General features: G+C 42.6%; 19 protein-coding genes and 5 tRNA genes. 4 read left to right on the plus strand and 20 right to left on the minus strand.

Annotated elements, in window-relative coordinates; genetic code table 11:
- Positions 1-10 precede the first annotated feature (10 nt).
- The 14 genes from DXA20_RS13740 to DXA20_RS13805 form a co-directional block, all read right to left on the minus strand.
- Positions 11-1,024, minus strand: a complete 1,014-nt coding sequence (locus DXA20_RS13740) for a helix-turn-helix transcriptional regulator (RefSeq protein ID WP_118561577.1) — start codon at positions 1,022-1,024, stop codon at positions 11-13.
- A gap of 297 nt (positions 1,025-1,321) precedes the next feature.
- Complete coding sequence (locus DXA20_RS13745; RefSeq protein WP_118561579.1) at positions 1,322-2,746, minus strand: hypothetical protein; 1,425 nt, start codon at positions 2,744-2,746, stop codon at positions 1,322-1,324.
- Positions 2,747-2,762: 16 nt separating this feature from the next.
- The gene (locus DXA20_RS13750; RefSeq protein WP_118561581.1) at positions 2,763-4,427 is read right to left on the minus strand and encodes a serine/threonine protein kinase; all 1,665 of its coding nucleotides are present in this window, start codon (positions 4,425-4,427) and stop codon (positions 2,763-2,765) included.
- Between the two features lie 12 nt (positions 4,428-4,439).
- Positions 4,440-4,997, minus strand: a complete 558-nt coding sequence (locus DXA20_RS13755) for a hypothetical protein (RefSeq protein WP_118561583.1) — start codon at positions 4,995-4,997, stop codon at positions 4,440-4,442.
- A 28-nt stretch (positions 4,998-5,025) separates the two neighbouring features.
- Positions 5,026-7,086, minus strand: a complete 2,061-nt coding sequence (locus DXA20_RS13760) for a hypothetical protein (protein ID WP_147403757.1) — start codon at positions 7,084-7,086, stop codon at positions 5,026-5,028.
- A gap of 150 nt (positions 7,087-7,236) precedes the next feature.
- Complete coding sequence (locus DXA20_RS13765; RefSeq protein WP_022306047.1) at positions 7,237-7,476, minus strand: HPr family phosphocarrier protein; 240 nt, start codon at positions 7,474-7,476, stop codon at positions 7,237-7,239.
- Between the two features lie 206 nt (positions 7,477-7,682).
- A complete protein-coding gene (locus DXA20_RS13770) occupies positions 7,683-8,423 on the minus strand; it encodes an amino acid ABC transporter ATP-binding protein (protein WP_022306046.1) in 741 nt (246 codons plus the stop codon).
- A complete protein-coding gene (locus DXA20_RS13775) occupies positions 8,413-9,969 on the minus strand; it encodes an ABC transporter permease subunit (RefSeq protein WP_118561587.1) in 1,557 nt (518 codons plus the stop codon). The genes DXA20_RS13770 and DXA20_RS13775 overlap by 11 nt, the downstream gene beginning before the upstream one ends.
- A gap of 164 nt (positions 9,970-10,133) precedes the next feature.
- The gene (locus DXA20_RS13780) at positions 10,134-11,492 is read right to left on the minus strand and encodes an NCS2 family permease (RefSeq protein ID WP_022306044.1); all 1,359 of its coding nucleotides are present in this window, start codon (positions 11,490-11,492) and stop codon (positions 10,134-10,136) included.
- 364 nt (positions 11,493-11,856) lie between these two features.
- Complete coding sequence (locus DXA20_RS13785) at positions 11,857-12,189, minus strand: DUF3784 domain-containing protein (protein WP_117455464.1); 333 nt, start codon at positions 12,187-12,189, stop codon at positions 11,857-11,859.
- 50 nt (positions 12,190-12,239) lie between these two features.
- Positions 12,240-12,557 carry a hypothetical protein gene (locus tag DXA20_RS13790; RefSeq protein WP_005611085.1) on the minus strand — a complete coding sequence of 106 codons (318 nt, stop codon included), beginning with the start codon at positions 12,555-12,557 and terminating at the stop codon, positions 12,240-12,242.
- Positions 12,558-12,711: 154 nt separating this feature from the next.
- Positions 12,712-13,458: an alpha/beta fold hydrolase gene (locus tag DXA20_RS13795; protein WP_117455466.1), complete on the minus strand. Its 747-nt coding sequence runs from the start codon at positions 13,456-13,458 to the stop codon at positions 12,712-12,714.
- Positions 13,459-13,511: 53 nt separating this feature from the next.
- Positions 13,512-13,847 (minus strand): DUF3784 domain-containing protein, encoded by a 336-nt coding sequence (locus tag DXA20_RS13800; protein ID WP_118561589.1) that lies wholly within the window; start codon positions 13,845-13,847, stop codon positions 13,512-13,514.
- Positions 13,848-13,973: 126 nt separating this feature from the next.
- Positions 13,974-14,189, minus strand: a complete 216-nt coding sequence (locus DXA20_RS13805; protein ID WP_004845965.1) for a helix-turn-helix domain-containing protein — start codon at positions 14,187-14,189, stop codon at positions 13,974-13,976.
- A gap of 111 nt (positions 14,190-14,300) precedes the next feature.
- Here DXA20_RS13805 and DXA20_RS13810 point away from each other — a divergent pair, with 111 nt between their 5' ends.
- Positions 14,301-14,618, plus strand: a complete 318-nt coding sequence (locus DXA20_RS13810) for a hypothetical protein (protein WP_040015282.1) — start codon at positions 14,301-14,303, stop codon at positions 14,616-14,618.
- A 158-nt stretch (positions 14,619-14,776) separates the two neighbouring features.
- On the opposite strand, the gene DXA20_RS13815 is transcribed toward DXA20_RS13810, so the two are convergent.
- The gene (locus tag DXA20_RS13815) at positions 14,777-15,193 is read right to left on the minus strand and encodes a helix-turn-helix domain-containing protein (RefSeq protein ID WP_005424130.1); all 417 of its coding nucleotides are present in this window, start codon (positions 15,191-15,193) and stop codon (positions 14,777-14,779) included.
- Between the two features lie 159 nt (positions 15,194-15,352).
- Here DXA20_RS13815 and DXA20_RS13820 point away from each other — a divergent pair, with 159 nt between their 5' ends.
- The 3 genes from DXA20_RS13820 (at position 15,353) to DXA20_RS13830 (ending at position 17,898) form a co-directional block, all read left to right on the plus strand.
- On the plus strand, positions 15,353-15,673 hold the full coding sequence (locus DXA20_RS13820) for a hypothetical protein (RefSeq protein ID WP_055195245.1): 321 nt from the start codon (positions 15,353-15,355) through the stop codon (positions 15,671-15,673).
- A gap of 142 nt (positions 15,674-15,815) precedes the next feature.
- Positions 15,816-16,649 carry a rolling circle replication-associated protein gene (locus DXA20_RS13825; protein WP_173822866.1) on the plus strand — a complete coding sequence of 278 codons (834 nt, stop codon included), beginning with the start codon at positions 15,816-15,818 and terminating at the stop codon, positions 16,647-16,649.
- Positions 16,642-17,898: a tyrosine-type recombinase/integrase gene (locus tag DXA20_RS13830; RefSeq protein WP_117455470.1), complete on the plus strand. Its 1,257-nt coding sequence runs from the start codon at positions 16,642-16,644 to the stop codon at positions 17,896-17,898. The genes DXA20_RS13825 and DXA20_RS13830 overlap by 8 nt, the downstream gene beginning before the upstream one ends.
- An 83-nt stretch (positions 17,899-17,981) precedes the next feature.
- On the opposite strand, the gene DXA20_RS13835 is transcribed toward DXA20_RS13830, so the two are convergent.
- From DXA20_RS13835 to DXA20_RS13855, 5 genes are all read right to left on the minus strand, one after another.
- Positions 17,982-18,067: transfer RNA gene (locus DXA20_RS13835), tRNA-Leu, on the minus strand.
- Positions 18,068-18,090: 23 nt separating this feature from the next.
- Positions 18,091-18,163 (minus strand) — tRNA-Val (locus DXA20_RS13840).
- Between the two features lie 88 nt (positions 18,164-18,251).
- Positions 18,252-18,325, minus strand: a tRNA-Asp gene (locus DXA20_RS13845).
- A gap of 59 nt (positions 18,326-18,384) precedes the next feature.
- Positions 18,385-18,458 (minus strand) — tRNA-Ile (locus tag DXA20_RS13850).
- Positions 18,459-18,515: 57 nt separating this feature from the next.
- Positions 18,516-18,586 (minus strand) — tRNA-Asn (locus tag DXA20_RS13855).
- Between the last annotated feature and the right edge of the window lie 126 nt (positions 18,587-18,712).

Raw genomic sequence — 18,712 nt, forward strand, 5'->3', positions numbered from 1 at the left:
TGCTCATTTTCTACTGATATCTCTCCTGCATTTTTCCAAGCTTTTGTCCCATCTCCTCCCGCAGCCACTCCGGTCTCAGAATCTCCACCTGTTCCCCCTGACTGAGCAGCCACATCAGGATGCCTTTTCCGTACACTTCCGCTTCTATTTCACAGGCACCGTCCTGACCGGACACGATTTTTGCTGTAGGCAGGCGGTCTAACACTGCCTCTGCATTCCTTCCAAAAAACAGAAATTTCACCCGCATCAGTTCACCGCTGTACATAAACTGAACTCTTTTACGAAACTCTCCCTCCTCAAATCTCCCATTATACGGCAATTTGAACTTCTCACCCATTTCCCGGCATTTGACGATCCGATCGATCCGGAATATTGCTGGATAACTGTACTTGTGCTCATATCTTCCGGCCGCATTCTTTTCGACGATGAATGCATTCAGATAAAAATAATACTCGGAGAAAATAATCCCGACAGGTTCAATGACACGCTTCACATTCTCCTGTACCGCATCCTGCTTCTGATAGTGGATCTCAAGCCGGTTACAGCCCCGGACCGCCTCACCGAGCTTCCACAAAATGTCCGGATTCCGGATCGGATGGGTAAGCTCCACATAATGGTACTTCTCATTGGCGATCAGGTCAGATACCAGCTTCATATTGCGCAGTGGCACACAGCCTTCCACCAGCTTATTGAGCAGTGCTTCCATCTCCTTTTTGCCAAACGCCCGGCTCTCTAAAAGGATCTTACTCACGGCAAGTATTTCGCTGTTGCTCATGGCGGAACCGTCCGTCCCGGTCATCACGAAACCTTTATGTATCCTGTCGTACACGATCTCCCGTGACTCTGCCGTGCTTTCCGCTTTCTGATCCTCCAGAAATGCCCGGATATCATCAATGTCGCGTTGGATCGACCGCTCATCCACGCCAAATCGATTGGCTTCCTCCGCCTTATTGATCCGCTTTCCGGCGCAAAGACGGACATACATGCTCAGGGTTCTGGAATTTTTTGAATGTTTGTTGTTCATCTTCTGTCTTGTTTCTCCTGTTATAAATTTCGTATTACGTTTTTATCATACGCTTTCAACATGACACCATTCGTCATCCTCAGATTTATTTTCCCATGGCACTGTCCCATTTTCTTTTCTATTTTGATCAATATAAAACGAAAAAGAACAGCAGCAGACCTTTCATAATCTGTTACTGTTCTTATGTTTGATAGATTTGTAAATCACCGGACACCGCGGCATTTTGTCCATACTTACCTCATTTTTATTCCATCTTCCAACATTATTATGCATGCATATCCTACAAAATATTCACAATCATCCAATCCCATTGTCGATCAGATCCGCAATACCCTCCACATCGCTTTTCGAAAAGCTGTCAAGCAGCAGTCTGTCCAACGCATACCGTTCATCCAGACATGCCATGGCACAATCCGCCAGAACGGTATTTGCCATTCTGCAAAAACGGTTTTTTGCCTCTTCTCTGTCCGTTTTTTGCCCCAGTAGTTCCTGTTCTTTTTTGTATTTGCGGCCGGACACTTCTAACAGCAGCGGAAGCAGATCATCTCTCTGTATGAGCAGACAGCGTTTTTTCTGAAGCTGATGCTGTCTGGCTAATATCTCCTCCGCTTCCCCGATCGTAACGGATCCGGACACCTTTTCCGGTGTGTCTGAATCACTATGTCCCTCACATGCCAGCTTGTCGAGGTACGCACAGATCCATTCCGGGCATACGTCCTGTTTCGGCTCGCCCCGCAGATATGCCAGAGCCTGTGCCATCTGGATTTCCCGTTCCTTTTGCAGTGAGACACGAAGCAGATCGGATATATGCCGTTCTGACATATAAGGGATCTCGGATTTCGCAGCAGCTCCGGATGCCCTTTTATAGAAGATATTTTTGGTACCGGGCTGCACGACCGGTGCATATAATTCTCTTAATACATCCCGGTTCCGCCCATGCTCCGCATATACGACACTGCAGTCGCGCCGCACCGACCGGATCAATTCTTTGGCGGATGCATTGACCTGCATCTTTCTTCTCCGGCTAATGTTTTTCAGAAAACGTTTTATCAGCTCCTTATCATCGCCATCGTCAATTCCGCTTTCCTCAAGCCACTGCCTGTAGCCAAGCTGCTCCAGATCTTCTTCCATGCCTTTTTTGACATCCTCCTGAATGTACTGCAGCAGCTCCGATTTTAATCGGATGAAATAGTCTAGCGTTGTCTTGGAGTACCCTTTAAACATCTCTGCATGGGTACACATCCGTTTTAGAAAATGCACGGGATCAAGTTTGCGCCAGTCGTCGTAGAAGCTCCACAAACGTTTTGTATGTGTCTTCTGCAGCGGTACATATGTCCGGCACATATGCTTTTCAAAGACGAGGATCATTTCCTCGCATTTTTCCATGGACAGCTTATGCTCCAGCCCATAATAATAGATGATTTCCCGGTAATCGTTGACCTGAACGCCGGGCATGCGGAGTCCCTCTATGAGATACTGTTTCAGCTCCTCATGCGTCAGATGCAGTGCAAATGCCAGTTGATACATTTTATCTCTGCCGGGTTCACTTCTTTTGGTGATGCCGCACCAGGCACGAATGGTTCCCGGCGCAGCAATATCACAATCTTTTAGTTTCTTCTGTAATGCCCGGAACGCTGCATGACGGCGTTGCTTCTCATCCGCCGGCTCTGATCCACCCCACCGCTCCATTAGAAATGTGTCAAATCCATAATCCTGTCCCATTTTTTGACCTCACCTTTTATTCCCCAAGCAGGGTATCCAGAGAACCTATTACATTCTTCTTGTCTTTTTGCCCTGTCGTTTTCTTTTTCGTTGTTTTTGGTGTTGCTTCTGTTTTATTTGGTCTTGCTGTCGCTGACGTTTTCTTCTTTCTGTTCCGGGATACCTTTGTGGTCTTTTCTTCCCGTTTTGACGCTTTGTCCGTTGTCTTATCCGGACGCTCTGACGGCTTCTTATCATCTGGACTTCTGGTAACAGACGACGTCTTTTCCGCTGTGGTTTTCGGAATCGACGTCATTTGTTCCGGCAATGCAGTTGCAGTTATTCCAAGTGTCGTTTGTTCCGGCGATGCTGTCCCTCCCTGTGTCTTTTGTTCCGATGGCATGTCTGCTGCCAGACTGGTTTGCGCCGGTAATCTACCTTCTTTCTGAGCCTGCCCATTAAGACGCATCATTGCGATGCCTGCTCCTGCTGCCACAAGCACAATGAGTACAAGACCGATCCGAAGATATATTTTCCGCTTTGCCCGTAAGGCTTTCTCCCGGATCAGTTGCCTTTCCTTCCGGCTCTCCTGCTCTTTTCCTGCCTGTAATAATTCTCCGGCGATCCGTTCGGTCGATAACTCTTCCTCCCCCGCCGCCAGAGACTTTCTGCGTCGTTCTTCCTGCCTCTCCTGTCCCCAGTGTTCCCGGCATGCTGTCCGCCCGCTTTCTCCCAATGCTTCGCGCAGCGCACGAATGCTTTGATAACGGTCTGCTGCCATCACTGACATTCCTTTACCGATCGCGTCACTCCAGCCCTTAGGAAGCGCAACGCCCTCCATCTGATCCAGCGGAACTGTCCGGTCACTGACAAGACGCTGCGATGCCTCCTCCGGCATGACCCCGGAAAGCATATAATACATAACGGCACTGACGCTGTACACATCTGACCATGGACCGGTCTGCCCCTTGCTGCGATACTGCTCCTCCGGTGCAAATCCACGTTTGTATATGACCGTCATCGTGTGATCGCGGTTCACAGTACTTCGAGCCGCTCCAAAATCCACAAGCTTCATAAATCCCTGTCTGGTGATCATCAGGTTATCCGCACTGACATCGCGGTGAATGATATGATGTGCGTGCATCTCCTCTAAGGTATCCAATACCGGACGAAGCATGGTTTGAACCTGCCCTGCGGGTATCTGTCCATTTTTTTGTACATACTCCTCGACACTGATCCCATCAATATATTCCATTACAATGTATGCGGTATCATTCTCTGTAAAATAGTCATGTACAACCGCTGCACCCTCCAGTGACTGAAACTGTGCAAGTGTCTGCGCTTCCTTAAGAAACGCTTTCATCCCCTTCTGATATTCCTGCTGTGCGCAGGTTTCCCCATCAACACGGTTTACCTGAGAATGAGACCGCACCGGGTTTCTTCGTACAAATTCTCTGGGATAATATTCTTTGATGGCAACCGGTATGGACAGGGTCTGATCCCAGCCCAGATAGGTAATTCCAAAACCGCCCTCCCCCAGAACGCATCCCGTGTAATAACGCTGCTTCAGGCAGGTTCCCTCTGGCAGACAGTATGGCGGCGTCTGGCTGTTTTGATTGTCGTATCCACAGGCACTGCATACATCTCCCTGTTCCAGCAGATGCATGCAGCAGCTGCATCTTTTCTGACCTCCTGATATCATTTGTCTGCTCCTTTACAGCCGTATCCGTTTTAACTCTGTATAAGCACTGTATTTTTTCTTTCCATTCTTAATCTCCCATGTCCTGACCTTGCAGTACACACTGCCTTTTCTTTTGGTATAGGACAAACGAAAGACTCCATTATATTTGGAGATCGGATGAAGAGTTGTTGTTTGTACAATACCATTTTTCTTCATCCAAATCTCCAGATATTGACCTTTATATTTCTTCAGTTTGATCTTCAGATAATTTTTTCCGGGTGTTATCTCCGTTGCATAGGATACCGTTGGTGCCGCATAATCCGGGATCCGGATGCGCTCGCTGGTTACCGCTCTGCTGCGCACTGCCTCACCATCTCTGGCACCGAACGCAAAGATCTGATACTGATATTTCTTTCCTTTGCGAACCGTTGCATCCAGATAACTTGTCTTTCCGGTGACTGTCCCAAGCCGCTTGAGTGCGCCATTCCTGCCCTCTCTGCGGTAAATACCGTATCCGTCAACTCCACTGACCTTCTTCCAGCGCAGCGACACCTTCTGAATCTGCAGCAACGACACATTCACCCCGGACACACAGGAAAGCTCCTGCGAAACCTCAGTCTTAATGAAACATTAATGTTCTCCGCCACTGCCGCAGACGGAGAAGGACTCTGTGCCCATACTGTCGACGATGGACTCTCCGGTGCCGCACTTCCTGTCGCTGCCGGCTGCTGCGTAGAAGATCCATCTGCCGGCTGTGACGTTTCTGATGGACCTCTGAGACGGACGGATCCTGTGTCGGACCATTCGAAGCCCCCGGCTCATCTGTCGGTTGAAGGGAAATTACCGGTTTCTGTGTCTCATACGGATCTGCCTTCGGAGATACAACCGGACATGCCATTTCTCCCTCTGTCCCAAATACCGGATAGCCATTCGGTCCTGTCACCCATGAGCGCAGTGGACAAAGCTCGCTGTACTGGTATCCCTGTCGATATTCTACAAAATCATTCAGCTTATCGATCAGACTGCTTCTTGCCGCAGAAAGTGAAACACCCTCGCACCCGGTCACATAATACTCATTCAGCTCTGTCGCCCGGGAATAAACGGTACGATTCGTTCCTTTCCAATAATAACAGCGCATCAGAGAGCCTCCGTCGATATATCCGCAAATCTGTCCTTTTCCAAGCAGCTGCCTGATCTCTCCAACGGTATAGCAGCCCTCCACCGGCGTCATATTCTTCCGTCCGGCGATGCCTCCGGCATAAAAAATATCGCCTTCAATATCGCCAATATTATAGCAATTGATCACACGGCTTACTCCGTCCAGCCCGGCAACAATACCTCCCACCTGTAGATAACCATAGGCTCCGCCAATCCTCGCATAGGACAAATCATTCTTCTTCGTAATCACCCCTACTGTCCCATAATTGCCACAGTTGCCGATCACTCCTCCACCATGGCGTCCGGAAATACCGCCGATCGAATCCATGCAGTTTCCGTCCACAGCATCCTCGCGCTCCTTCTGCAAAACATCTCCATAATTAAAACAGCCATCGATCACAATATCATTCCAGTTGCTTGAAAATGTTCCGGCAACGATTCCGGCAAGATTGATGCTTGACTCCGAATGATAGGTAAGCTCTAGATTGCCATAATTGTTACAGTCACGTAAATAACCTTGAAACACAAAATCCACAATACCGCCAAGGTCGCCTCCGCTGCTTCGCAGGTCGCTGTAATTGGCGCAGGAGGTGATATTGCCTCCATCGACATATCCCACAATACCGCCACCGCCATAAGGGATCCGGCTCTCCTCTCCCCGCAGACTGCAGCCTGTCAGTTCTCCGGCAGTATGACGTCCGACGATGCCGCCGATTCCGTTGATCCGGTCCATCTCGTCCCGCTCCGTGGTCAGTGTATTCTTCCTTCCGATCACAACCACATCCTGCGCAGTCGTGTTTACAATACTTCCGCTGTTCTCACCGACGGCTCCGCCAATACAGCCGGAGCTCATGACGATATTGGCACGGCTGATGACATCAGACAGCATCCCCTGGTGATTCCCAACAATGGCACCGACACCCGTCTTGCCTGTTACAAGAGCCTTCTCCAGCGTTAAACTGCAAACGCTTCCGTTAGAACCAACACAGCCAAACAGCCCGGGATCACTCTCATTTCCGATCACGCACAATCCACGGATCGTGTGGTCTTTACCATCAAAGTTTCCCTGAAACGGATACTCCTTCGTTCCGACCGCAGTCCACAAAGTCACCCTGGAAAGACTGCCGGGATCTGTCGTCTGCGATGTTTCCAGATCCTCATAACAGTTTCCGCTCTGATCCACTGCTCCGATCAGTTCCTCGTCACAATAAATCCCCGTTCTCTTTGAGGCATCCTGATACTGATAAGAGGCTTCATTTAAAGTTATATCCGATGTCAGGCAGAAGCTTCGCCCCTTCGTGCTGTTTCCGGCATTCACATACTCTGCAAAAAGCGTTAATTCTTCCCCGGTACTGATCGTGATCGTTCCAGCTGCTTCGCCGGAAGACGCGAAATCAGTCATTGACACGGTATTCTCCGCAGCCTTTACCACCTCACATATATCGTCCGGCACTTCGGAGGTAACCGCAGACACTGCCATTATGACTCCCATCCACAACGCAAATTTCCTGTGTCTCCTCATATGTATCCTGCTCCTGTTATTCTTTTCTTTTAGTGTAAGATAAATAGCCGGAAAAAGCAACAACCTCCTAAGGAAATCACTCCTCAGGAGGTTGTTTGTTCCTGATCGGACACACCTGACAACTGCGGTCAGATGATTCCAATGTCATTCTTATGCAAATGCGCGCGCCTGCAATGCATGTACCAGGTTGCGTCTGTCAGAAGGTTCGCAGTTGCCTGTCAGAAACAACTGATTGCGCAGGTCCATTGTCATAATCCCAAGAATGGATTTGGCATCCACACAATATCTTCCGCAATAAAGATCAAAATCTCCCTCAAAGCCTGATAAAATATTGACGAACTCATTCACATCATGTACATCCTTTAACTGTACCGGTATCTTTTCTCCCATAACGACTGCTCCTTTCTCTTTTCTCTTTCTTCTCTTACTCTCTCAGGACTGCTTACGGCACGATATCAACATACTCTATCCATATTAAACACTATATTGCTATTGGCGTGCCTCTTTTTTGCCCTTGCATAGTTTTACCACACTTTTTTCGAAAAAGGAACCATCTTGACGAAGATTTAATAAAGATTTATCAGTTTGTTCACAAATTATAACACTTTGCTCAAAAAATCCTGCAATCTTGCGTTCTTGGGATGCTCAAAAAGCTCTTCCGGCGTATTTTCCTCCTGAATCTGTCCCTCGTTCAGAAATAGTACGCGGTTGGCAACCTCTTTTGCAAATCCCATCTCATGCGTAACGATCACCATCGTCATTCCCTCTGCCGCCAGCTCTTTGATCAGGGAAAGCACCTCTCCTACCATCTCCGGATCCAGTGCCGAGGTCGGCTCATCAAACAGCATGACATCCGGATTCATTGCCAGCGCACGCGCGATCGCAATACGCTGCTTCTGTCCACCGGACAGCATTGCCGGATAGCTGTCTGCCTTATCGGACAGACCAATACGATCAAGCAACTCGTCTGCCTTTACAGCAGCCTCCTCCTTTGTCATTTTCTTGCGCTTTACCGGCGCAAGCATAATATTTTCGCGAACGGTCATATTCGGGAACAGATTAAACTGCTGGAATACCATACCAATCTTCTCACGGACAAGGTTAATATCCACATCCTCGTCGGTAATATTCGTTCCCTCGAAGGTTACACGACCGCCGGTCGGATCCTCCAGACAGTTCATGGAACGTAAGAAAGTGGATTTACCACAGCCGGACGGACCGATCACTGCAACAACATCACCTCTGCAGATCGTGGTGGAAATTCCTTTGATAACCTGATGATCTCCAAATGATTTCTCCAGATTTTCTACGCGGATCAATACTTCTTTATCGCTCATTGCTTCTCAGCCTCCTCTCCAGACAATGCACTCCTGCAGTAAGGATCATTACGATAACCAGATAGATCAGCGCAACGGCGATCAACGGCATAAATGCATCATATGTGTTGCTTCGTATAATATCTCCAGCCTTGGTCAGATCTACAAGAGCGATATAACCGCTGATAGAGGTCTCCTTCAACAAACTAATAAACTCATTGCACAGCGCAGGCAATGTGTTTTTGAATGCCTGTGGCAGAATAACAGATGTCATGGTCTGCGCATAGCTAAGACCCAGGCTTCTTCCCGCCTCAAACTGTCCACCGTCTACTGCCATGATTCCGGAACGGACAACCTCCGCTACATACGCTGCAGAGTTTAATCCGAACGCAACGATTGCTACCAGAAGCTTGTTATCCACGGACACCAGGATAATATAATAGAAAATCAACAGCTGTACAACTGCCGGCGTACCACGCATTACAGTCAGATAGATCCGGCAGAATGCATTGAGTATCGGAAATCCTCCGTTTTTATCATGACCGGTACGGATCACCGCGATCACAAAGCCGAAAATAATACCAAACAATACCGCAAATACCGTGATCAACAGCGTATTCTGCAGACCCTTTACAATATACTGATATCTGTTATCTTTAATAAAGTTATCATGAAAACGCTCCGCCAGGGAACTCTTCGTAATGCCGGCCTTAGGATCGATTGTAATGATAACCTGCTTTGCCGTTGTATAGGATTCTGTGAAATCAATATTCTTGAGACGATCCTTCGTAACAGTCATACCAGCTGCTCCAACATCTGCCTTACCGGAAGTTACTGCAGGAATGATAGAATCAAACTCCATATCCTCAACCTCAAGCTTCATACCAAGCTCATCGCAGACTGCCTGCATCATATCCACATCAATACCGGTGATCTTATTATTCTCATAATATTCATATGGCTTGAAGGATGCATTGGTTGCCATCTTCAGAACACCGTTTCTCTTGACATCCTTGATCTCATACGGCTTTGTTCCTTTGACAGAATCCTCTCCGATATAATTATCAATAATATCCTGCAGAGTTCCATCTTCTTTTAACTTGGTCAACGCCTCGTTGATCTTTTCCTTGAGATCCGTATTACTCTTGTCAATGCAGACCGCATAATCCTCAAGAGCAAACTCTTCCTTTAAGATTTTCAGCGTATTATCCTTCTCGGTGTAAGCCTTTGCCGGCTGCTCATCGATGATAACGCAGTTGATCTTGTCGTTCTTCAACGCCTGGATCGCATCAGTTCCCTTATTGTACCGCTCGATCACTGTTCCTGCATCGTCGCCCTCATAATCGGAAGCATAAATGTCACCAGTCGTACCAATCTGAACTCCTATCTTCTTGCCATCCAGATCCTTTACGCTCTTCACTGCATTCTTGGCTCTCTGCGCCAGCTGCTTCTCCTGTTTCTGCTTCTCCTGATAATTATGTCCAACAACGCCGCCCACGGCAGCAAGACATACGATCAGAAGTAACACATAATTCCAGCCCTTTGGAAGCCTTCTTTTCTTCTTCATGATTAACCATGCCTTTCTGTTTCCTGTGTCTGTCACAGAAATAACTATTATAAAGGGGGCAAATGTACTTGCCCCCATATTTCTCATTCTATGCTATTGCCGATGCATTTCATTCAGCAATAACGCTCCTGTCCATATACCGGATCAACCTGCGTATATGTTCTTTATAAGAAAATATACTTACAAACAAACAATACTGCAAGAATGTACATCAGTGGTGTAACCTTCTTTGCCTTTCCGCAGATCACATTGATAATTACATAAGAGATAACTCCGAGAGAGATACCCTCTGCGATACTGTATGCAAATGGCATTGCCAGAATGGTCATATATGCAGGCACTGCCTCTGTCAGATCGTTGAAGTCGATCTGTGCAACAGAAGAGATCATCAGGAAACCAACGAAGATCAATGCCGGAGCAGTTGCAAAGCCCGGTATTGCTGTGAAAATTGGTGCGAAGAAGATTGCCAGAAGGAATAATACTGCTGTCACTACAGAAGCAAGACCTGTACGTGCACCGGCACCAACACCTGCTGAGCTCTCCACGTAAGTTGTTGTTGTACTTGTACCGATAATAGCACCTGCACTTGTTGCGATTGCGTCTGCTAACAGTGCCGGCTTGATGTTTGGAAGCTTCTCATTCTCATCCAGCATACCGGCCTTGGATGAAACTCCGACTAATGTTCCGATCGTATCAAACATATCAACGAACAGGAATGAACAGAGAACAACGATAAAGTTGAATACACCCACGCCCTTGAAATCAGCTGTGAAACACTGACCAAATGTGGTTGTGATCTTGCTGAAGTCAGTCATATGCATGGTTGGATACAGAGAGTAGAAACCAGCCTTTGCATCAATATGGTAAACACCTGCAGCCTGACAGATCATACCGAGGATCCATGTTGCGATGATACCGATCAGAATAGATCCCTTGAAGCCCTTGATGTAAAGAATAACTGTGATAAACAGACCGATCAGTGCAAGTACTGCACAAATCCCCTGTGTATGCCAGTTATCAGCAAATTTACAATATGTCAGAAGAGTAGAATCATCATTCACGATGATGTGTGCTCCCTGCAGACCGATAAATGCGATAAATAAACCGATACCAGCACTCACACCTTTCTTAAGTGTACTGGGAATTGCATTGAAAATTGCCTCACGTACACTAGTCAGTGAAAGTACAATAAATACGATACCTTCCAGAAATACAGCCATAAGAGCTACCTTCCAGGAATAACCCATGTTTCCACATACTGTGTAAGCAAAGTATGCATTCAGTCCCATACCGGGAGCCAGTGCAAATGGGTAGTTAGCAAGCAGTGCCATTGCCATTGTACCGATGAATGAAGCCAGACATGTGGCGATCAGCACGGCTGTGCTGTCCATTCCTGCTGCTGAAAGCATGTTTGGATTAACGGCAAGAATATAAGCCATTGTCATAAATGTGGTAATACCGGCAATCACTTCAGTCTTGACCGTAGTTCCGTTTTCTTTTAACTTGAAAAACTTCTCTAACATTTTATCCTCCATGTGATGTGTTATTAGTATCATTCTCTCAATAACGAAAATGACCCGTATACAGTATACCACAAAACATAGAAGTTTTGGAGATTTTCTTATTTTTTTATTAAAGCTTTATTATCCAAAAACAATGCCTTTATTCTCATGAAATATTTTACTTTATAAGAAATTCCCTGTTTCGCACAAAAAAACAGAGCCAAACACATCTCTGTGCCTGCTCTGTCTGAAAGAATGCCGCAGACCGGAATCGAACCGTTTTTCTTAATCTCAAATACTGATAGAAAGGGGCTTTGAAGACTTCATCACGGTTGCGGTGTTCAAAAAGTGTTCAAACGTTTGTCGCATACAAACTAAAAAGTTGTTACTTTCTGCATAGTGTATTTTCTAAAATGATAATTACTACGACATCAACCAAAATAATCCCCAATGCAATATATACAAAAAATGCAGGCAAAATATTTTCAAGCAAGCCCATTGTCAATGCAAGAATTGCTATAATAGACATTCCAATTCCCATTGTTCTGCATAACTTCTTTTCATCATATTTTTCCTTTTCTTCTTTTGAAGCCGTATTATATCCGGAAATAAACCAACTCCCGTGTCCAGAAAGTAAAATAATAGAAAATACAGCAAATATCACAAAGACAATCCACACTATCCAATCAGAACCTGTTGCTAAATCTACTAATTTCATTTATAAGCACCTCCTTAAATTCCGTTTTTCTTAATTCGATAAACTTGAATTTATACCCGGTACTTGTCTCGATTTATAGTCATATCAACCAAATGAAATACAAGTAAGATAATAAAAAAAACGGAAACTATTATTATTCCTGCGCCCAGCTTGATAAAATCAATTATACCGCCAAGACAAAAGAGCATTGCCCATGTCTTAATCCGTTTTCCAGTAACTCTGCATATTTTCTCTGTGTTTAATCCAGTATAATCTCCTGATAAAAACAGCACACTTCTTTCTGTATTCCTTGATTTGATAAAAAATCTTCCAACAAAAAAGAGAACAGTTGCCATCAGTAAATCAATAAATATAATTATTATTTTCATTTTCAACACCTCTAATTCTAAGTTCACAACTTCAAATTGTTTTAATTCTTCTCAGTTCCACCTTCTTTCCCTTCGGACAAGAAGTATCCCTCGCTCAAAGAGCTCGGTCAATTCAAATCTTCTATTGCTTTCAGTCTCTGCTGAAGACTGAAAGTTACCTTCGCTTTACTATTTCTAATAGTTTTCTCACATAATCATTTGCGTGGTTTATTGAAAACTCTCCATGATACATATTAGGAAGAACTTGTATAAAACTATCCTGCAATTTTTCATGAATGATTTTAGCGGATTTTTTCATTGATTGCTTTTCTTTTTCTCCAACATAAATTTGAACGGTTGCTTCACACTCTCCAATGCCATCTTTTAGTGAATATACTGAGTTTTCCTGTAAAAAGGCAATCATATCACTCTTTCTAATAGCACAAGTATCTTTGTAATATTCATCAAACAAATTCGACTTTATTCGTAGTGATTTGAATTGCAATTTTGAAAACCACTTATACTTTATTAAGCCATAGCAACTTCCAAACGCCGGTTTAATCATAGAATATGTAAATTTTGAAGGTATCACAAGTACACTTTCCACTATTGCATACTTACATATATCTTTGCGTTGAGATAAAATTTCAAGCAAAATCTGCCCTCCAAGCGATAGTCCTCCCATCATTAAAACAGAACCGCCCAATTTGCTATTTACAAATTCTATAATATCCAAAGCATTATTCTCTATCGTTGTAAACTGCTTATCACATCCTGCATGACCATCTAATATAGGCAAAACCACATGATAATCTGTTTGAAGTCTTTCAGCAACCTCTTTGTAATTCCACCATGATAAACCGCCTCCGTGTAAGAGGATAATTACATCGCTGTTTTCTTTTCCATATTCTACATAATTCAACCTCTTTCACCTCACTGTAAACTTCCGATTTTCTCAATTCTCCAAACTTGAATTTACTTTAATAAATATTTTTCAAACGCTTTATGATTATCAAAGTGGACTTCTCTAAAAAACAGAACTAACCAAATAATATAGGTTGGTATAGCCATATATGGGGTTAAAAAGCAGGATAATGTCGCTCCTGCTAACATTATAACAGTCCATATGAAGCACTGATTTCTTATATCACGAGAGATCTGATCTTTATCATACATTGCCTGTTCTTCTTTAGAAAATGAATTAAATCCTGAAACAAATTTAGTTGCTTTTTCCTTAAAAATCGCAAATAACACACCTATAATTACAAATGGTATTACCAAAATTATACACGACCAAAATCCTATATTCATAATACATACCTCCGCTTCAAACTTTGATTTGTCTGTTTCATGTTATTCACAGTATAATTCCATTTTATAAAATATCAATTAAAAAGGTATGCGAATATTTTTTATTTCCGCATACCCATTATCACTTTATTCTTTTACATATCGAATTAACTCACCAATTTCACATTCAAAATAGTTGCATAGTTTACAGATTAAATTTGCATCCAGTCTTTGAAATTCATTTCTGCAATATCTATTGAAATTTGACCTTGGGATATCGAGTTCCTTACAAATCATATTCTTACTGATACCTTTTTCTTGTAACAGTTCTTCTATTCTTAATTCTAAATGTCCATAATTCATGTTCCGCACCTCTACATAAAGTATATTTATTAAATCTTTATGTAGTAATTCACTATATAGTGAGGTACTATATAGTCAGTCCCTTGTTAATAACACAAAAGAGGTATGTACATGAAAAAGAAAATCATAGCAACAATCACAATGCTCTGTTTACTGACCGTTCTCTATAATTATCTCAGACTGCCGGACTATCATATTACTAACAGCATATCCTTTAGCAGTGCAGATACCAGAGATACTGAATTGACTGTAATTGTTTACAAATGTTGGGAAATTGATGGATTAATCAAAGACATTGAAAATGAACATAACAAAATCAATGGTACGCCTACCACCTTGGAAATCAAGCTCTATTATCCAACTTATTACTTGCACAATAATAGCAAACCATTCCGAACTACAACCATTGAATATAATAAAAAAGAATAGCACTCTATTACTGCTTTTGAAGTAGTATCGGCTATTCCCTCTCCTTATATTCTTTTGTTCGTATTTTCGCAAACTAACGTTCCGCAAGGATGCCCAGTGCGACGGTTCCTAACAGGGCGGCGGGTCGACTGGGCAAGTGGACGGCTGAAAAGCATTTTCTACTCAACGACATATTTAACGTTTGATTCTCTCCGTCCCTCATATTTCTCCTGTGCCAACAGTTTATCAAGAAATTCTGACACTTCTTCCATGTCTTCACTGTCTATCAAATCCAGTTTTATCAATACATCAAGGTCTGTCTGATTCTTCGGTTGTATTGAGATCGGCTGAGATGTATCCACAACCACTTTCAACTGTTTTGTCTTATTTGCTGTTTCAATATCCGTAGTTAATCCCATAACGTGGCTTTTACTCACGCCGAATATCTGTGATAATTTTTCCCATATAGATTCATCTCTCGGCGTTCCGTTTCCATTTTCATAGTTCGTAAGCATACTTTGTGAAATGCCTAATTCTTTTGCAAGTTCCGCAACGGTTATATTCTTTTCTTTCCGCAATTCTTTTATTTTATTCATAGCGAACCTCCTTTATAAGCACATTATATTTCATCAAATTTTCTCTGTCAATCTTTTTATCGGATATTCAGATATTTTCTATTGACATTCTGCAACGCTTGTTTTATCATAAGATTATCTTAATATCTGATAATCAGATATCTGTAAGGAGGTGAAACGATGATTAGAGGAAATGACTTTATTTTAAATCCAGACAAACTGCAAGAGGAATTTCAGTTAGTAGAAGTTTCCGACTGGATAGACTTTTCTACAAAAGAAAAATTAGGATTCTACTATACAGTTCTTCTTCCAAAATTAAAGTTTGAGAAAGTCAAAGTAGGCATTAAAGCCAACACAGCGATTGTTACCAACGAGGAACTTGAACAAAAAGGGCAGATTCCAGTCTCATTTGATGGCTTACATACTTGGGCTAGTCTCTATAATGGACGTCTTTCTGTCAAAGCAGAAGCTTCCAATATCAGAAAAGTGGAAATGAAATAATTTCCCTACTATGTCAGCCAGTCAGTGCCGGACAACGTCATAGGTGCTGAACTGGCTGACCTCTATACTTGATATATAAAACAACATCTTCCGAAAACAATCGGAACATTCATTACAAAAATTGGGATATGAGGTGATATTCGTGAGCAAAACAAAAGAGTGTTTTGCATACAATACGAAAATCATTGAAACTCCTACTACAAAAGAAGTATATATTTACGAAAACCCTATTTTTATTCACTCGAAAGAAAAGGCAGATTTAACAGACATAAGTAACCGAAAAAAATTTGATGAAATGTCAGCTCATAAGCAATATGACAGTTTAAAACGCAAGCAGAAGCATTACGAACAGGCTCGTTGGGATATTGCCCGTATTGTTGACTGCAACTTTGATAACAGAACAAAATTTGTAACACTGACATTTAAAGAAAACATTCAGGAAATCCTGATAACCAACAGAGAATTTAAGTATTTTATCCAGCGATTAAATTATTATTTGTATCATACCAAAACCCAGTTATTAAAATACCTTGCAACGTGGGAGAAACAGAAGCGTGGAGCAATCCATTATCATGTTATTTTCTTTGATTTTCCGTATATAGCAAAAGAAAAATTACAGAATTTATGGTCACATGGATTTATTAAAATCAATCGCATTGATGTAGACAGCAAAGAAAACAGAGGTCGTTATCTTAGCAAGTATTTTGGAAAAGACCTTGATTTGAAAGAACATAAGAAAAAAGCCTTTTTTAAATCTCAAAATCTGAAAGTTCCACACGAAACAAAAGTCATGCTGACCGAAGACATTTTACATGACTTACAAAAAGAAAATATCGTCTTTCAGAAAGAATACACAAGGCAAATTTACGATACCAACGCTTTCTTATCTACTGGTTCATGCTTAAAGGACAGCAGTGTTATCTACATCAAAATTAAAAAAGAAAATCCTTGCGTAAAGGGGGAATCTTATGGATAATCCCGTTACGTTTTCAGATATAACATTATTGAATACGTTAGCCACCTGTGCTAACATGAGCACAGATGAAGTCTTCAAAGATTTTAAAATTATGGCAAATAAAAAAATCTTGAAGAATCACAAATATGAAATTTATTACTCGGAATCAGAAAAAAGCTGGCGTACTTATTTACCCGATGAAACTAAACCTAACAAACGCCGTCCTGTTAAGAGGAAGAGTAAAGAGAACCTTGAAAAAGAAATCATCAGATTTTATCTCGAAAAGCAGAAAGCTGAAAACCGTCAGAATGTCACACTGGAAGAATTATATGTTGAATGGCTTTTGTATAAAAGAGATTATACTTCCGTAAAAGCAAAAACAATTCAAGAGTATGTATCTGAATGGAATAGATTTTTCAAAGATACAGAACTTGTTAAAATGAAGATAGGCGAAATCAAACCAATCACGCTTATCCGCTTTTTCAGAGAAGCTACAAAAGACCGACAGTTCACGCACAAGCGAGTCAGTAATGCCCGTTCTGTTTTGAATGGAGTAATGAGTTATGCGATCGAAGAAGAAATTATATCACATAATCCTGTCTCTGATGTGAATTTCAAACAGTTTACCTATAAGCCAGTAGAAGTACAAAGTGACAATGTATTTTCTCGTGATGATACGCATAAGTTATTAAATTATCTTCGGTGTATCATAGAGCCATATTCTCTTGCAATACAGTTATCTTTCTATCTGTTTATCCGTGTTGGAGAAACAAAAGCTATCCGTTGGGAAGATATTGACTACAATAACAGGCTTGTATATCTTCACAGACAGGCGACCTGTGAACGTACATTGAATGATGATTTAACATTCTCAAGCCGAAAAGTAAAAGTAGTAAATCAAATGAAAGGAAATACTTCTCATGGATTCCGTAAACAGTTCCTTACAGACGAAGCACTTAAAATTCTTCACAAAGCAAAGGAATTAAATCCAAATGGAATATATGTCTTTGAACCCAACGGCGAGATTATGACAACAGACAGCTTTAATCGCCGTTTGAAGAAATATTGCAAAGAAGCCGGTGTTCCTTATCATTCCAGTCATAAAATCCGCTTTTACAATGCTTCAACAGCTTTTGACGGAAATAATCTTACAACCCTTAGTTATTTAATGGGGCATAGTGAGACAGCTACAACATTGCATTACTTGCGGAATGTCAATAAGAGGAAGAATGACAGGCTTGCTTTTCAGAATCTTGGTATTTCATCATAAAGTGTTCAAAGGTGTTCAAACTTTTTGAAGCAAAAAAATAAGAGAAACGCTGTAAATTCAACGTTTCTCCTACTTTTTACTAATGCCGCAGACCGGAATCGAACCGGTACGGGTATCACTACCCACGGGATTTTAAGTCCCGGGCGTCTGCCAGTTCCGCCACTGCGGCATAGTAATATAAATATTACTGAGTGGGACCTACAGGGCTCGAACCTGTGACCCTCTGCTTGTAAGGCAGATGCTCTCCCAGCTGAGCTAAGATCCCAAATAATGCTGGATAATTTCTCTGTATAAAACAACAGAACCGCATATCATAATATCACAGATGGATACAAATGTCAATAATCCATCAACGACCCAGACGGGACTCGAACCCGTGACCTCCGCCGTGACAGGGCGGCGCTCTAACCAACTGAGCCACTAGGCCATAATATGAACAGTAGATGTTCTATCAAAATTCAATCAAGACATGGACTGCTCATTCAGTGGACCCTCAGGGACTCGAACCCTGGACCGATCGGTTATGAGCCGATTGCTCTAACCAACTGAGCTAAAGGTCCATATACATGATTATAAGAAAATCCGTAAATATCACTATCTACGGATTATTTAAAAAACTCCCCGAGTAGGCTCGAACCTACAACAACTCGGTTAACAGCCGAGTGCTCTACCATTGAGCTATCGAGGATCATCTTTTTGAAAGCAGATACCTTCAAAACTGTATACCGATTATATCATCTTCACGCCGCTTTTGCAACCAGCTCTCCGTTTCTTTTGGATAAGCCTTCGACCTATTAGTGACAGTCAGCTCCAT

It is taken from the genome of Roseburia sp. AM59-24XD (genome assembly GCF_003478445.1).
Lineage (GTDB): Bacteria > Bacillota > Clostridia > Lachnospirales > Lachnospiraceae > Jutongia.

What these genes read in the sequence shown, in the direction of transcription:
- DXA20_RS13740 (WP_118561577.1), bottom strand. Translation starts at nt 1,024, where the DNA reads ATGAACAACAAACATTCAAAAAATTCCAGAACCCTGAGCATGTATGTC.
- DXA20_RS13745 (WP_118561579.1), bottom strand. Translation starts at nt 2,746, where the DNA reads ATGGGACAGGATTATGGATTTGACACATTTCTAATGGAGCGGTGGGGT.
- DXA20_RS13750 (WP_118561581.1), bottom strand. Translation starts at nt 4,427, where the DNA reads ATGATATCAGGAGGTCAGAAAAGATGCAGCTGCTGCATGCATCTGCTG.
- DXA20_RS13760 (WP_147403757.1), bottom strand. Translation starts at nt 7,086, where the DNA reads ATGAGGAGACACAGGAAATTTGCGTTGTGGATGGGAGTCATAATGGCA.
- DXA20_RS13765 (WP_022306047.1), bottom strand. Translation starts at nt 7,476, where the DNA reads ATGGGAGAAAAGATACCGGTACAGTTAAAGGATGTACATGATGTGAAT.
- DXA20_RS13770 (WP_022306046.1), bottom strand. Translation starts at nt 8,423, where the DNA reads ATGAGCGATAAAGAAGTATTGATCCGCGTAGAAAATCTGGAGAAATCA.
- DXA20_RS13775 (WP_118561587.1), bottom strand. Translation starts at nt 9,969, where the DNA reads ATGAAGAAGAAAAGAAGGCTTCCAAAGGGCTGGAATTATGTGTTACTT.
- DXA20_RS13780 (WP_022306044.1), bottom strand. Translation starts at nt 11,492, where the DNA reads ATGTTAGAGAAGTTTTTCAAGTTAAAAGAAAACGGAACTACGGTCAAG.
- DXA20_RS13785 (WP_117455464.1), bottom strand. Translation starts at nt 12,189, where the DNA reads ATGAAATTAGTAGATTTAGCAACAGGTTCTGATTGGATAGTGTGGATT.
- DXA20_RS13790 (WP_005611085.1), bottom strand. Translation starts at nt 12,557, where the DNA reads ATGAAAATAATAATTATATTTATTGATTTACTGATGGCAACTGTTCTC.
- DXA20_RS13800 (WP_118561589.1), bottom strand. Translation starts at nt 13,847, where the DNA reads ATGAATATAGGATTTTGGTCGTGTATAATTTTGGTAATACCATTTGTA.
- DXA20_RS13805 (WP_004845965.1), bottom strand. Translation starts at nt 14,189, where the DNA reads ATGAATTATGGACATTTAGAATTAAGAATAGAAGAACTGTTACAAGAA.
- DXA20_RS13810 (WP_040015282.1), top strand. Translation starts at nt 14,301, where the DNA reads ATGAAAAAGAAAATCATAGCAACAATCACAATGCTCTGTTTACTGACC.
- DXA20_RS13815 (WP_005424130.1), bottom strand. Translation starts at nt 15,193, where the DNA reads ATGAATAAAATAAAAGAATTGCGGAAAGAAAAGAATATAACCGTTGCG.
- DXA20_RS13820 (WP_055195245.1), top strand. Translation starts at nt 15,353, where the DNA reads ATGATTAGAGGAAATGACTTTATTTTAAATCCAGACAAACTGCAAGAG.
- DXA20_RS13830 (WP_117455470.1), top strand. Translation starts at nt 16,642, where the DNA reads ATGGATAATCCCGTTACGTTTTCAGATATAACATTATTGAATACGTTA.